Here is a 14215-nt window from a genome sequence, read left to right as displayed (position 1 = left end):
CTGATACATAGATGCAACCGGGTTCCTATGTTCAAAAGCAATTAGACAGTGTGGGCGAGTCCATACATAGGAGCGGCCTTGTGTCGCGAAAGGGCCGCAACGCGGCCCCAGGATCCTGGCGCCAGAGCCACTATTGCCGGGGCCGCTTCGCGACCCTTTCGCGACACAAGGCCGCTCCTACAAATAGCAGCACGCAGCGTCGTTCAAGGTCAGGCGCTCAGCCGCGCCTGTGCAGCCAGGCGGTTGATTGCTGCATCCAGTTCATCCAGCGCCTGCTGGGCCTGTGGGTTTTCCTGTTTGAGCAAGGTTTCGCTGCGCTGGCACGCCGCACGCAACTGCGGTACCCCGCAATAGCGCGAGGCGCCGTTCAGGCGGTGCACCTGCTCGATCAGGCCGTTGCGGTCGTCCGCCTCACGGGCGGCGAGGATGGCTTCGCGGTCGGCATCCAGCGAGGCCAGTAGCATGCTCAGCATGTCAGCTGCCAGGTCTGCCTTGCCTGCCGCCAGCCGCAGGCCTTCATCGTGGTCGAGCACTTTCAGGTCACCACTGTTTGTCAGGTGCTCGGCCTGTGCCTGCTGCGGTGCGCCCAGGCTCAAGCCGGTCCACTTCATCACTACCTGGGCCAGTTGCCGCTCGCTGATCGGTTTTGTCAGGTAGTCGTCCATGCCGCCATGCAGCAAGGCGCGTTTCTCGTTGGCCATGGCATGTGCCGTGAGGGCGACGATCGGCAATGGGTTGCCGCTCTGGGTATTTTCCCAAAGGCGGATCTGCTCGGTGCAGGCACGGCCGTCCATGCCGGGCATTTGCACGTCCATCAGTACCAGGTCGAATGGCTCATCCTGCACGGCTTGTACCGCGGCATAACCGTTGTCGACGGCCAGCACCTCGGCGCCCAGGTCTTCGAGCAGGGTTTGCACCAGCAGCAGGTTGGCGGCGTTGTCGTCGACGCAGAGGATTTTCGGCTGGCGCTGGCCGTGGCGGCTGGTCGCCTCGCTTAACGGGCGGCGGGGCTGCACCAGCTCCAGCAACAGGCGACGCAGCTTGCGGGTGCAGGTGGGCTTGGACAGCAGCTGGCCATGGCCGTTGGGCAGAAACGGATGGTACAGGGCCTGCTCGGTGGTGGGGCACAGCACCACGCATTGGCAGTGGTGACGTTCGAGTTGCTGGTGGTAATGACCCAGTTGCTCGGGGGACAGGTTGCCCAGGTTGGCCCCGAGCACGGCGAACTCGAACGGCTGGCCGGCCTGGCTGGCCGCCTGTACCGCCTGCAGCAACTGGTCGTAGGAGGCAAACAGGCTGACGCTCAGGCCGCAGTCTTCCAGCTGGTGCTCCAACGCCTGGCGCGCCAGCTCGTGGCTATCGACGATGGCTGCGCGGCGCCCCAGCAGCGGCTGGAGTGGCAGATCCTCGACATCGTCATGGGCTTTGGGCAGGTTGAGGCTGATCCAGAACTGAGAGCCTTCACCCGGGGTGCTGTCGACGCCGATTTCACCGCCCATCTGCTCGATCAGGCGCTTGGAAATCACCAGACCCAGGCCGGTACCGCCAGGTTGGCGGGCCAGTGAGTTGTCGGCCTGGCTGAAGGCCTGGAACAACGTACGTACATCCTGCGGCGACAAGCCGATGCCGGTGTCCTGCACGCTGATGCGCAGTTGTGCGCTGTCTTCGTGTTCGTCCTCGAGCATGGCACGCACCACGATGGTGCCTTCGCGGGTGAACTTGATGGCGTTGCTGACCAGGTTGGTGAGGATCTGCTTGAGCCGCAGCGGGTCGCCAATCAGCGAAGAGGGCGTGTCGCGGTAGATCAGGCTGAGCAGTTCCAGCTGCTTGGCATGGGCGGCCGGCGCCAGGATGGTCAAGGTGTCCTGGATCAGGTCGCGCAGGTTGAAGGGGATGCTGTCGAGCACCAGCTTGCCGGCCTCGATCTTGGAGAAGTCGAGGATCTCGTTGATGATGCCGAGCAGGTTGTCTGCGGATTTTTCGATGGTGTTCAGGTAATCCAGCTGGCGTGGCGTCAGTTCGCTTTTTTGCAGCAGGTGAGTGAAGCCGAGGATGCCGTTGAGCGGCGTGCGGATTTCGTGGCTCATGTTGGCCAGGAACTCCGATTTGATACGGCTGGCTTCCAGTGCTTCCTTGCGTGCCATGTCCAGCTCGATGTTCTGGATCTCGATGGTTTCCAGGTTCTGGCGCACATCTTCGGTGGCCTGGTCGATGCTGTGTTGCAGCTCTTCGTGGGCGTTTTGCAGGGTTTCGGCCATGCGGTTGATGCCGCGCGCCAGTTCGTCGAGCTCATGGCTGCCCATGGCGGGCAGGCGCTCTTCAAGGTGGCCGTCCTTGAGCTGGTTGACCGCATGCTTGATGCGTTCGACCGGGTCGTTGATGGTGCGGCTCATGCGCAGTGCCAGCAGGCCGCTGAGCGCCAGGCAGGCGAGGATCAGCAACAGGCTGGTGAACAGGTTGCGATAGCCTCGCAGCAGGGTGCCGTCGTGGGACAGTTCGATCTCGACCCAGCCCAGCAGGCGCTCGGCTTCGGCAGGCACGGCATCGGTGGCGAGGTCGCGGTGATGGCCGAATACTGGCATCAGGTAGCGGGTAGCGTCATTGCCGCTGCGCTGGAGCAGTTGCGTGCCGGAGCCGCCGCTGGGCGGCTGGTTGATCATGCTCGGCCCGGCATGGGCCAGGCGTGTACGGTCCGGGGCCAGGAATGCGACCGCGCGCACATCGGTCTGTTCCAGGGTTTGCGCGGCAATGCGCTCCAGTTGTGCGGGTGCCAGCCTGGCCATGGCGGGCGCGGCCAATGGCGCCAGTTGCTCGGCGATCATCTTGCCGCGTTGCAGTAGCTGGGTGCGCAGGTCGTTCTGTTGCAACCAGGTAAAGTAGCTGCCCAGCACCAAGGCCATCAGGCCGGCCGGCAACAGGGCCAGCAGCATTACCCGGCTGCGAATTCCCAAGCGATCGAGCACACTCGCCTCCTGTCATGTGCCTGGACGCCGTCAAGCGATGACGGCCAAGCCGGGAAGTTACTCCGCCTGCCGCGCTATTGCACCTCTTTAGTCGCTGTTTTGCACCATTGCCGGGGCATTGGTCGCAGGGCGGTTGCCTGGCAGGTGGTGGATGCTCAATAATTGCGCAATTGAGAATGCATGGCAGTTGCCAATGAATCCTGTAGCTATTCACAACTCCAATATCCTCGCCATCGAGGACGACCCGGTCCTGGGTGCGTATCTGCACGAAGAGCTGCAGCGCGGCGGCTTCCAGGTCACCTGGTGCCGTAATGGCCTGGAGGGCCTGGAAACCGCAGGGCGCCAGGTATTCGATGTGGTGCTCATGGACATCCTGCTGCCCGGGCTGAACGGCCTGGATGCACTGGCACAGTTACGCACGCGCAGTGCCACGCCGGTGATCCTGATGTCGGCGCTGGGCGCCGAAGCCGATCGCATCAGTGGCTTCCAGCGTGGTGCCGACGATTACCTGCCCAAACCGTTCAGCATGGCTGAGCTACAGGTACGCATCGAAGCGATCCTGCGCCGGGTGGCACTTGAGCGTCGCCATCAAGCCCCGCAGGAACATGCAGCCTGCGGCGAGCTGCAGTTCGACGAAGGGTTGTGTGACGTGCGTCTCGACGGCCGCCTGGCAGGCCTGACCCCCAGTGAATTCCGCCTGCTCGACATCCTCAATCGCAACCTTGATGACGTGTTGAGCAAGCCGTTCCTCTACCAGCAAGTGTTGCAGCGTGGCTATTCGAGGCATGACCGCAGCCTGGACATGCACGTCAGCCAGATCCGTCGCAAGCTCAAGGGCATCGGCTATGACGAGCGGCAGATCCGCACCGTGTGGGGCAAGGGTTATGTGCTCAGCGCCAGCGAGGCGGAGTGAGCCATGCTCGACCGCCATTCGCTGTTCTGGAAGCTGGCCATCCTGCTGGTGGGCTTTTGCCTGCTGATGATCGGCCTCAGTTACACCTGGGGCCGGCACATGGAAATCCAGAATGCCTTCCTTTCGGAACCGGCGCGCCAAGCGCTGCGGGGCTATGCCGGCGAGGCTGAACAGGCCTGGCGTAGCGGCGGGCGACCAGGGCTGGACCAATGGGTAGCGGCGATGCACCAGCGCGAAAGGGGCTGGGTTGGCGTGCTGGATATCAACCTGCGGCCGCTCGACAGTGCCACCCTCGACCCGCAGATCATGCAGCGGTTGACGCGCCTGCGCGGTGTCGACTGGCCGATGAGCCGGCGCAGTGTAGACCAGCCGTGGCTACGCATACCGTTCCCGGGGGCGCCGGAGCAGGGCATGCTGGTGATCGAGCTGCCGCAACGGTTCAACCCTGACCAGTACCGCTTGCTGTGGCGCATTGTCACCAATGGCATCATCCCGGGGCTGTTCACCCTGTTGCTGTGTGTGGGCCTTTATCGCATGTTGATCGTGCCGCTGAACCAGCTGCGTGAGCAGGCCAATGCCTGGCGTGCCGATCAGCTGTCGGCGCGCCTCGACTCGCGCACCATCGCCCGGCATGACGAGTTGGGCGAGCTGGCCCGGGCCTTTGATCAGATGGCCGAGCGCTTGCAGGGTACGGTGGCCATGCAGCAGCAGTTACTGCGTGACCTGTCCCACGAAATGCGTACGCCGCTAAGCCGGTTGCGGGTGGCTTGCGACGGCGAGACCGACTTGCAACGCTTGCGCGAACGCCTGACCCGTGAAGTGGACTGCATGCAGCAACTGGTGGAAGACACCCTGCAACTGGCCTGGCAGGACGCCGAGCGTGCGCCGATGAACCTGGAACCGATCGAGGTCCACGCGCTATGGGAACTGCTGGCAGAGAACGCCATCTACGAGAGCGGCTGGTCGGCCACGCGCCTGCGTTGTGAAGTACCGGCCGATTGCTGGGTGCAGGGCAACCTCAACCACCTGGCCCAGGCGCTGGAGAACATGTTGCGCAATGCCATTCGTCATTCGCCGGCCGAGGGGGTGGTGCGCCTCGGTGGGCAGCGTGAAGGCAGCCACTGGTGGCTGTGGCTGGAGGATGAAGGTGGCGGGGTGGCTGAGGAGGACCTGGAACGGATCTTTGCGCCGTTCTCGCGGCTGGACGGTTCGCGGCCGGGGGATGGTGGTTTCGGGTTGGGGTTGAGCATTGCCCGCAGTGCCATCCAGCGCCAGGGTGGCACCTTGTGGGCGCAAAATGGCAAGCGTGGGTTGCGGTTGTGGATGAGGCTGCCATTACATGTGCCGGCCTCTTCGCGGGCACGCCCGCTCCCACAGGCACAGCAGTGTTCTTGAGGGCGGTGCGATCCCTGTGGGAGCGGGCATGCCCGCGAAGAAGCCTGCGCAGATTACACCGTTATAGCTTGTAGCTATATCCACCACAGATTGCGTGATATGGCCGCGAAGGGTTTGCCGGTATGATAGGCACCCCCGCCGTCCGGATTGTGAAAGACACCATGACCTTGCAGTACCCAACCATCGCCGATTGCGTCGGCAATACGCCCCTGGTTCGCCTGCAGCGCATTGCTGGTGAAACCAGCAACACCCTCCTGCTCAAGCTCGAAGGTAACAATCCTGCCGGCTCGGTCAAGGATCGCCCAGCGCTGTCGATGATCACCCGCGCCGAACTGCGTGGCCAGATCAAGCCCGGCGACACCCTGATCGAAGCCACTTCCGGCAACACCGGCATTGCGTTGGCAATGGCGGCGGCGATCAAGGGTTACAAGATGATCCTGATCATGCCCGACAACTCCACCGCCGAGCGCAAGGCTGCCATGACCGCCTATGGTGCCGAGCTGATTCTGGTGACCAAGGAGGAGGGCATGGAAGGCGCCCGCGACCTGGCCGAAAAGCTTCAGGCCGAAGGCCGCGGCCTGGTGCTCGACCAGTTCGCCAACGGCGATAATCCGATCGCCCACTACAACAGCACCGGCCCTGAAATCTGGCAGCAGACCCAGGGCAGCATTACCCATTTCGTAAGCTCCATGGGTACCACCGGCACCATCATGGGCTGCTCGCAGTACCTCAAGGAGCAGAACCCGGCGGTACAGATCATCGGCCTGCAACCGATGGAAGGCTCGGCCATTCCGGGCATTCGCCGCTGGCCCGAGGAATACCTGCCGAAAATCTTCGACGCCACCCGCGTCGACCGCGTGGTCGACATGTCGCAGCAGGAAGCCGAAGAAACCACCCGCCGCCTTGCCCGTGAAGAGGGCATTTTCTGCGGCGTGTCTTCCGGTGGTGCGGTCGCAGCCATGCTGCGCCTCTCCCGCGAGGTGGAAAATGCCGTAATGGTCGCAATTATCTGCGACCGCGGCGACCGCTACCTGTCCACCGGCCTGTTTGATCCGAGCTAAATGTCCAAGAAAAAAAGCAACAGCGGCCTGCGCTTCCAGCCGGCTGGCGGTAACCGCACTCCCCAGGTACCCGTGGGCAAGAAACAGCGCCTGGACATTGAGCGCCTGGCCGGTGACGGCCGTGGCATCGCCTTTCTTGATGGGCGCACCTGGTTCGTCAGTGGCGCCCTGGCCGGTGAGGCCGTGGAGGCGCGGGTGCTCAATGCCCGTGGCAAAGTGGTCGAGGCCCGCCTGGAGCGGCTGCTGCAGGCCAGCCCCGAGCGCCGAGAGGCGCCGTGCCGTCATTACGCACGTTGCGGAGGCTGCAACCTGCAGCACTTGCCGCACGAAGCGCAGCTGGCGCTCAAGCAGCGCACCCTGGCCGAGCAATTGCAGCGGGTAGCCGGCGTGCAACCCGAGGAATGGGCCGCCCCCCTGAGTGGGCCGGAATTCGGCTACCGGCGCCGGGCGCGCGTGGCCGTGCGCTGGGACGTCAAGGCGCGTCAGCTGGAGGTCGGCTTCCGTGCCGAAGCCAGCCAGGACATTATTGCCATCGACGATTGCGCGGTGCTGGTACAGCCCTTGCAGTCGATTCTGCGCCACTTGCCGACGGTGCTGCGCTCGCTGAGCAAACCGCAGGCGCTGGGCCATGTGGAACTGTTCAGTGGCACCGCCGAGGCGGTGTTGGTGCGCCACGTTGCGCCGTTGCCGGCAGAAGACCTGGCGAAACTGCAGGCGTTCTGCGAGCAGGCCAATGCCCAGCTGTGGCTGCAGGGTGAAGACGAGCCGGCGCCCCTGGACCCGGCTGCGCAATTGGGCTTTGCCTTGTCGCCGTGGCAGCTGGAACTGGCCTGGCGCCCAGGCGACTTCGTGCAGGTGAATGCGCAGGTCAACACGGCGATGATCGAGCAGGCCTTGGCCTGGCTTGATCCGCAGGCCGACGAGCGGGTGCTGGACCTGTTCTGCGGCCTGGGCAACTTCGCCCTGCCGCTGGCCCGTGCGGCCCGCGAGGTGGTGGCAGTGGAAGGCGTACAGGCCATGGTCGACCGGGCCACGGCCAATGCCCGGAACAACAATGTGCATAACGCACGGTTTTTTCAGGCCGATTTATCGCAGCCTTTGGCAGGCACCGGATGGGCCGCCGAGGGCTTTTCTGCGGTACTCTTGGATCCACCGCGCGACGGTGCTTTCGAGGTGGTGCAAGGCATCGCACGCCTCAAGGCCAAACGGCTGGTCTATGTATCGTGCAACCCGGCCACACTGGCGCGAGACGCGCAGGTGCTGGTCGGCCAGGGGTACCGGTTAAAAAGGGCCGGGATTCTCGACATGTTTCCTCAAACGGCGCATGTCGAGGCCATGGCGTTATTCGAAGCGGGCTAGCAGACTGGCCCCTTGGTGCGGTTTCCATGGAATGGCAGCCGCACGGTGATCGCCAGCGCACCCGCGTGGTGTGCTGTATGGAAAGGTAAAACAAAGATGGTACAGGTGAGAGTGCACCAGCCGGTCAACACTGACGGCAGTATCAATCTCGAAGGATGGTTGGACCATGTGGTAAGCGTCGATTCGGCACTGGATCGCGCAGCGCTTAAAGAAGCCTGCGAGTTTGCCCATGAGATCGAGAAAAAGGGTAACCCGGCCAAGCATTCCTGGGCGGACGGTACGTCCAGCTTCCAGGCGGGCCTGGAAATTGCCGAAATCCTGGCAGACCTCAAGCTTGACCAGGACTCCCTGGTGGCAGCGGTCATCTACCGTTCGGTACGCGAAGGCAAGGTGACCCTGGCCGAGGTCAGCCAGCGGTTCGGGCCGGTGGTGTCCAAGCTGATCGACGGCGTATTGCGCATGGCCGCCATCAGCGCCAGCCTCAGCCCGCGGCAGTCGCTGGTGCTGGGCTCGCAGGCGCAGGTCGAGAACCTGCGCAAGATGCTCGTGGCCATGGTCGACGATGTGCGCGTGGCACTGATCAAGTTGGCCGAGCGCACCTGCGCAATCCGTGCGGTCAAAGCCGCCGACGACGAGAAACGCCTGCGTGTCGCGCGTGAGGTGTTCGACATCTATGCGCCGCTGGCGCACCGCTTGGGTATCGGCCACATCAAGTGGGAGCTGGAGGACCTGTCCTTCCGCTACCTTGAGCCCGACCAGTACAAGCAGATCGCCAAGCTGTTGCACGAGCGCCGGTTGGACCGCGAACGCTTCATCAGCGACGTGATGAACCAGTTGCAGAACGAGCTGCTGGCCACTGGCGTAAATGCCGACATCAGCGGCCGGGCCAAACATATCTACTCGATCTGGCGCAAGATGCAGCGCAAAGGCCTGGAATTCAGCCAGATCTACGACGTGCGGGCAGTGCGCGTACTGGTGCCGGAAATTCGCGACTGCTACACCGCGCTGGGTATCGTGCACACGCTGTGGCGGCATATTCCCAAGGAGTTCGACGACTACATCGCCAACCCCAAGGAAAACGGCTACCGCTCGCTGCACACCGCAGTAATCGGCCCCGAGGGCAAGGTGCTGGAGGTGCAGATCCGCACCCACGGCATGCATGAAGAAGCCGAGTTGGGGGTTTGCGCCCACTGGCGCTACAAGGGCACCGACGTCAAGCCCAGCTCCAATCATTACGAAGAGAAGATCTCCTGGCTGCGCCAGGTGCTGGAGTGGCACGAAGAGCTGGGCGACATCGGTGGCCTGGCCGAGCAGTTGCGGGTCGACATCGAGCCAGACCGGGTCTACGTGTTCACCCCGGACGGCCACGCCATCGACTTGCCCAAGGGCTCCACGCCGCTGGACTTCGCCTACCGCGTGCACACCGAAATCGGCCACAACTGCCGAGGTGCCAAGATCAACGGCCGTATTGTGCCGCTGAACTACAGCCTGCAGACCGGCGAGCAGGTCGAGATCATCACCAGCAAGCACGGCAACCCCAGCCGTGACTGGTTGAACTCCAACCTGGGCTACGTCACTACCTCGCGGGCGCGGGCGAAGATCGTGCACTGGTTCAAGCTGCAGGCACGCGACCAGAACGTCGCCGCCGGCAAGACCTTGCTCGAACGCGAGCTTAGCCGCCTGGGCCTGCCGCAGGTGGACTTCGAACGCCTGGCTGAGAAGACCAACGTCAAGACCGCCGAGGACATGTTCGCCTCGCTGGGTGCTGGCGACCTGCGCCTGGCCCACCTGGTCAACGCCGCCCAGCAGCTGCTTGAGCCCGACCGCATCGAGCAGATCGAGCTGGTACCGCGCAAGCCTACCGGGCCGCGTACCGGCAAGCGTGGCGACATCCAGATCCAGGGTGTTGGCAACCTGCTGACGCAGATGGCCGGCTGCTGCCAGCCGCTGCCGGGCGATGCCATCGTTGGTTACATCACCCAGGGGCGTGGCGTGAGCATTCACCGCCAGGACTGCGCCTCGGTGCTGCAGCTTGCGGGCAAGGAGCCAGAGCGCATGATCCAGGTGAGCTGGGGGCCGATCCCGGTGCAGACCTACCCGGTCGACATCGTCATCCGTGCCTACGACCGCCCGGGGCTGCTGCGCGATGTCTCGCAGGTGCTGCTGAACGAGAAGATCAACGTGCTGGCGGTGAACACCCGCTCGAACAAGGAAGACAACACCGCGCTGATGTCGCTGACCATCGAGATTCCAGGGCTGGACGCGCTGGGGCGCCTGCTGGGGCGGATCTCGCAGTTGCCGAACATCATCGAGACGCGGCGTAATCGTACCCCTTGAGACCGCAGCGCCTGCTTCGCGGGCTCGCCCGCTCCCACAGGTACGGTGCAGATTTCGAAACCTGCATCCGTCCTGTGGGAGCGGGCAAGCCCGCGAAGAAGCCACCACCGAAGGACCTGCCTGAATGACCTACACCCTAGAAGACCTGCTGCACCTCATGGCCCGCCTGCGCGACCCGCAGTACGGCTGCCCGTGGGACCTCAAGCAGAACTACGCGAGCATCGTCCCGCACACCATCGAAGAGGCCTACGAGGTCGCCGACACCATCGAGCGCGGCGATTTCGAGCACTTGCAGGGTGAGCTGGGCGACCTGCTGTTCCAGGTGGTCTACTACAGCCAGCTTGCCCGGGAAGAGGGGCGTTTCGAGTTTGATGGCGTGGTCGACAGCATCACCCGCAAGCTGATCCGCCGCCACCCGCATGTATTCCCTACCGGCGAGCTCTATGCGCCGCTGGATACCCCCAGCCTGAGCGAGGCCCAGGTCAAGTCGCGCTGGGAGGAAATCAAGGCAGAGGAGCGTGCCGAGAAAAGCACGCCCGAGCAATTGTCGCTGCTCGACGACGTGCCGGCTGCCTTGCCGGCCCTGTCGCGGGCAGCCAAACTGCAAAAGCGTGCGGCCACCGTGGGTTTCGACTGGCCTGCGGCATTGCCTGTGCTGGACAAGGTGCGTGAAGAGCTGGATGAGGTGCTGCAGGCCATGGCCGACGGCGATGCCGATGCCCTTGAAGATGAGGTCGGCGACTTGCTCTTTGCCACCGTCAACCTGGCCCGCCACCTCAAGCACGACCCCGAAAATGCGCTGCGCCGCGCCAACCGCAAGTTCGAGCGACGCTTCCGTTTTATCGAACAGGCATTGCGCGACAGTGGTCGACCCATTGAAGATTGTAACCTTGACGAGCTGGATGCCCTTTGGGGGGAAGCCAAACGTCTGGAAAAGAACCTGCCCAGCTGCGGCTGAGCTGTTGCATAAGTGAGTGAACATTCATGAGCCTTTCCCTTCGCGACCAATTGCTCAAAGCCGGTCTGGTCAACCAGAAACAGGTCTCGCAGACCAACAAAGCGGAAAAGAAACAGAAGCGCATGGAGCACAAAGGCCAGGTCGAAGTCGACGACAGCCAGCAGCGCATCGCCAAGGAAGCCATGGCCGAAAAGGTCAAGCGCGACCAGGAACTGAACCGCCAGCAGCAGGAGAAGGCCGAGCAGAAGGCCCGCGCCGCGCAGATCAAGCAACTGATCGAAGCAACCCGCCTGCCTAAGCTGACCACCGAGGATTACTACAACTTCGTCGACGACAAGAAGGTCAAGCGCATTGCCGTCAACGCGCTGATGCGTACCAGGCTCAGCAACGGTGCGCTGGCCGTGGTGGCGCATGCCGGCGGTTACGAGGTGATCCCGCGGGAAGCGGCGGTGAAGATCCAGGAACGGGACCCGAGCCGTATCCTGTTGCTGAACACCCATGTCGAAGAAACGGACGAAGACGACCCGTACGCGGCCTACAAGATCCCTGATGACCTGATGTGGTAAGCACGAAAAACCCCGCCTTGGCGGGGTTTTTCATTGCAAGACTGATCATTGCGTGGTGCGCTGGTTTTCCAGGTCTTCCAGTTCTGCGCGGTACTGGTGTGCTTCGTGTTCATTGTGGAACATGCCGACCAGTTGGCCTTGTTGGTGCACATCCCAGATCCGCACGCCAGCGGCCAGGCCTTCGTGGGACATTCTCGATTCGTCGCGTTCGGTTACTTGGACTGTCATCGGTAAACTCCACTGCTTCAGTTGGCTGCGACACTGTGTCGCACACCCTCTTTATAGAGTTTGTTAGCAGGCTAAGTAAATAAAACCGGCATGAAACAAGTTTCATGTAGACCCGAATGCGGTCAATTGTGGGGGCGGCCTTGTGCAAATGACAGGCACAAAAAAGCCCCGCACTGGGCGGGGCTTCGGGTGTGGCTGGCAGTGCTGGCTCAGTTACCCTTCACCGGCTTGCCATCGACCGTGCCGTCTTGCAGCACGATCACGTACTCCTTGCCGTCGGTCTCTACCTGGCGCAGTTGCACCAGCAGGTAGTCCCAGTTCTTGGCGAACCACAGTTCGGTGATGCGCTTGCTCTGGCTTGGATCGCGCACGCGCTCGACCTTCACCGCATCGACCTGGCCGGTCTTGGTGGTGACTTTTTCGGTGCCGAGCACGCGGAAGTCGTAGGTGTCGATCTCGTCACCGTCAACCACCTGGTAGGTCATGCTCTTCTTGCCGGCGGCCACGTCATGCTGCAGGGCCAGCTGGTAGGACGACTTGTCCAGTACGCCACGGTTCAGCGGCAGGCTGACGGCATCGCCACGGTCGCTGCCGGTGACCTTCTTGCCGGTCCAGTCGAAGGTCAGGTCGACTTTCTTGGCTTTGCCCAGGCCGCCGCGCTCGAAGTGGTACTTCTGCGGGAGCAGGGTGTCGTTTTCCAGGCGCAGGGTGCTTTGCTCGGTCAGGCTGGCGATCATCATGGAAGCCTTGAAATTAAGGTCCCAGGTACCGTTGGCATTCTTGACCAGGCTACGCTCGGCGGTGCCGCTCATGGGCAACTGCTTCCAGTCGGCGGTGTAGCTGGCCGAAAAAGGCTTCAGATCAGCTGCCTGGAGGGGCAGGGCGAGCACGGCGAGAGCCAAGAGCAGGGCGCGACGCATAAATTCTCCTAGGATCGAATCAAGTGACCGCTGGCCGCCAGGGGCTGGCCATCCAGTAATGCACCTTGTTCGCCAAGGCACAAGCGCCCTTCAGCGAACCAGCGCACCGCCAGCGGGTAGATCAGGTGTTCCTGACGATGTACCCGCTGGGCCAGGCTTTCAACGGTGTCGTCAGACGCCACCGGTACTACAGCCTGTACGACCAGAGGGCCGCCATCGAGTTCCTCAGTCACGAAGTGTACGCTGCAGCCGTGTTCGGCGTCGCCTGCCTCCAGTGCCCGACGGTGGGTATGCAGGCCCTTGTACTTGGGTAGCAGCGACGGGTGGATGTTGAGCAGGCGGCCCTGATAGTGGCGCACGAAGTCGCCACTGAGGATGCGCATGAAGCCGGCCAGCACGACCAGGTCCGGCGCAAAACCGTCGATGCGCGCAACCAGCGCGGCATCGAAGGCTTCGCGGCCGTCGAACTGGGTGTGGTCGAGCACCACGCTGTCGATGCCGGCCGCCGCGGCGCGTTGCAGGCCGTAGGCATCGGCGCGGTTGGAAACCACCGCACGGATGCGTAGCGGGCTGTCTGCCCCTTGGCAGCTATCGATCAGGGCTTGCAGGTTGCTGCCGGAACCCGACAGCAGTACTACTACATTGCAGGTCTTGCTTGGCATCAGTGTGCCTTGAGGTTCTGCAGCTCGACCTGGGCAGCACCTTCGGCGGCTTCGGCAATGTGGCCGATGACCCAAGGCTGCTCGCCAGCGGCGCGCAGTTCGTTCAGGGCGGCTTCGACCTGGTCCTGGGCTACGCAGATGACCATGCCCACGCCGCAGTTCAGTACGCGGTGCATTTCGTGCTCGTCGACGTTGCCTTTTTCCTGCAGGAAGTCGAACACTGCCGGGCGCTGCCAGCTGGCCACGTCAACCACGGCCTGGGCGTTTTTCGGCAGTACGCGCGGGATGTTGTCCAGCAGGCCGCCACCGGTGATGTGGGCCATGGCCTTGACGGCACCGGTGTTCTTGATCAGCTGCAGCAGCGGCTTCACGTAGATGCGGGTTGGCGCCATCAGCAGGTCGGTCAATGGCTTGCCGTCCAGCTGGGTGTTCTCGATGTCGGTGGCGGACACTTCGAGGATCTTGCGGATCAGCGAATAGCCGTTGGAGTGCGGGCCCGAGGATGGCAGGGCGATCAGCGCGTCGCCGGTGGCAACCTTGGAGCCGTCGATGATTTCGGCCTTTTCCACCACGCCCACGCAGAAGCCGGCCAGGTCGTAGTCTTCGCCTTCGTACATGCCAGGCATTTCGGCGGTTTCACCACCGACCAGCGAGCAGCCGGCCAGTTCGCAACCGGCGCCGATGCCGGTAACCACGGTGGCGGCCACGTCAACGTTCAGCTTGCCAGTGGCGTAGTAGTCGAGGAAGAACAGCGGCTCGGCGCCGCATACGACCAGGTCGTTGACGCACATGGCATCGTTGATGGTGGAGAGCACACTCTCCTGCTGCAGCAGGGCGTTGCTGACGGTGTTGA

General features: G+C 63.1%; 12 protein-coding genes. 7 read left to right on the top strand and 5 right to left on the bottom strand.

The window, feature by feature from the left end; genetic code table 11:
• Window positions 1–209 precede the first annotated feature (209 nt).
• The gene (locus ACQKPZ_RS27145; RefSeq protein WP_427544190.1) at window positions 210–2963 is read right to left on the bottom strand and encodes a response regulator; all 2754 of its coding nucleotides are present in this window, start codon (window positions 2961–2963) and stop codon (window positions 210–212) included.
• 193 nt (window positions 2964–3156) lie between these two features.
• Here ACQKPZ_RS27145 and ACQKPZ_RS27140 point away from each other — a divergent pair, with 193 nt between their 5' ends.
• The 7 genes from ACQKPZ_RS27140 (at window position 3157) to ACQKPZ_RS27110 (ending at window position 11552) form a co-directional block, all read left to right on the top strand.
• Window positions 3157–3876 (top strand): response regulator transcription factor, encoded by a 720-nt coding sequence (locus ACQKPZ_RS27140; RefSeq protein ID WP_427544187.1) that lies wholly within the window; start codon window positions 3157–3159, stop codon window positions 3874–3876.
• Window positions 3877–3879: 3 nt separating this feature from the next.
• Window positions 3880–5271 (top strand): histidine kinase sensor domain-containing protein, encoded by a 1392-nt coding sequence (locus tag ACQKPZ_RS27135; RefSeq protein WP_427544184.1) that lies wholly within the window; start codon window positions 3880–3882, stop codon window positions 5269–5271.
• Window positions 5272–5432: 161 nt separating this feature from the next.
• Window positions 5433–6332 carry a cysteine synthase CysM gene (gene cysM, locus ACQKPZ_RS27130; RefSeq protein ID WP_427544181.1) on the top strand — a complete coding sequence of 300 codons (900 nt, stop codon included), beginning with the start codon at window positions 5433–5435 and terminating at the stop codon, window positions 6330–6332.
• Window positions 6333–7691: a 23S rRNA (uracil(1939)-C(5))-methyltransferase RlmD gene (gene rlmD, locus ACQKPZ_RS27125; protein WP_427544178.1), complete on the top strand. Its 1359-nt coding sequence runs from the start codon at window positions 6333–6335 to the stop codon at window positions 7689–7691. It abuts the gene before it with no gap.
• A 96-nt stretch (window positions 7692–7787) separates the two neighbouring features.
• Entirely contained in the window at window positions 7788–10028 is a 2241-nt protein-coding gene (relA, locus tag ACQKPZ_RS27120; RefSeq protein ID WP_391137633.1) for a GTP diphosphokinase, read from the top strand.
• A gap of 124 nt (window positions 10029–10152) precedes the next feature.
• The gene (gene mazG, locus ACQKPZ_RS27115) at window positions 10153–10986 is read left to right on the top strand and encodes a nucleoside triphosphate pyrophosphohydrolase (RefSeq protein ID WP_391137630.1); all 834 of its coding nucleotides are present in this window, start codon (window positions 10153–10155) and stop codon (window positions 10984–10986) included.
• Between the two features lie 26 nt (window positions 10987–11012).
• Window positions 11013–11552, top strand: coding sequence for a DUF2058 domain-containing protein (locus ACQKPZ_RS27110; RefSeq protein ID WP_403203194.1), 540 nt, complete (start codon window positions 11013–11015; stop codon window positions 11550–11552).
• Between the two features lie 45 nt (window positions 11553–11597).
• Here the strand turns inward: ACQKPZ_RS27110 and ACQKPZ_RS27105 are convergent, their stop codons facing one another.
• The 4 genes from ACQKPZ_RS27105 to purM form a co-directional block, all read right to left on the bottom strand.
• Entirely contained in the window at window positions 11598–11780 is a 183-nt protein-coding gene (locus ACQKPZ_RS27105) for a hypothetical protein (protein ID WP_427544175.1), read from the bottom strand.
• Between the two features lie 209 nt (window positions 11781–11989).
• Window positions 11990–12700, bottom strand: coding sequence for a DUF3108 domain-containing protein (locus ACQKPZ_RS27100; RefSeq protein ID WP_284355128.1), 711 nt, complete (start codon window positions 12698–12700; stop codon window positions 11990–11992).
• Window positions 12701–12708: 8 nt separating this feature from the next.
• Window positions 12709–13362: a phosphoribosylglycinamide formyltransferase gene (purN, locus tag ACQKPZ_RS27095; protein WP_427544172.1), complete on the bottom strand. Its 654-nt coding sequence runs from the start codon at window positions 13360–13362 to the stop codon at window positions 12709–12711.
• Window positions 13362–14215, bottom strand: an 854-nt coding sequence (purM, locus tag ACQKPZ_RS27090) for a phosphoribosylformylglycinamidine cyclo-ligase (protein WP_427544169.1), incomplete at its 5' end; no start/stop codon positions are given. The genes purN and purM, both read right to left, overlap by 1 nt.

This window comes from Pseudomonas sp. NPDC089547, from assembly GCF_050280665.1.
In the GTDB taxonomy this organism is placed as follows: Bacteria; Pseudomonadota; Gammaproteobacteria; order Pseudomonadales; family Pseudomonadaceae; genus Aquipseudomonas.
This window is presented reverse-complemented; position numbering and strand designations above follow the sequence as displayed.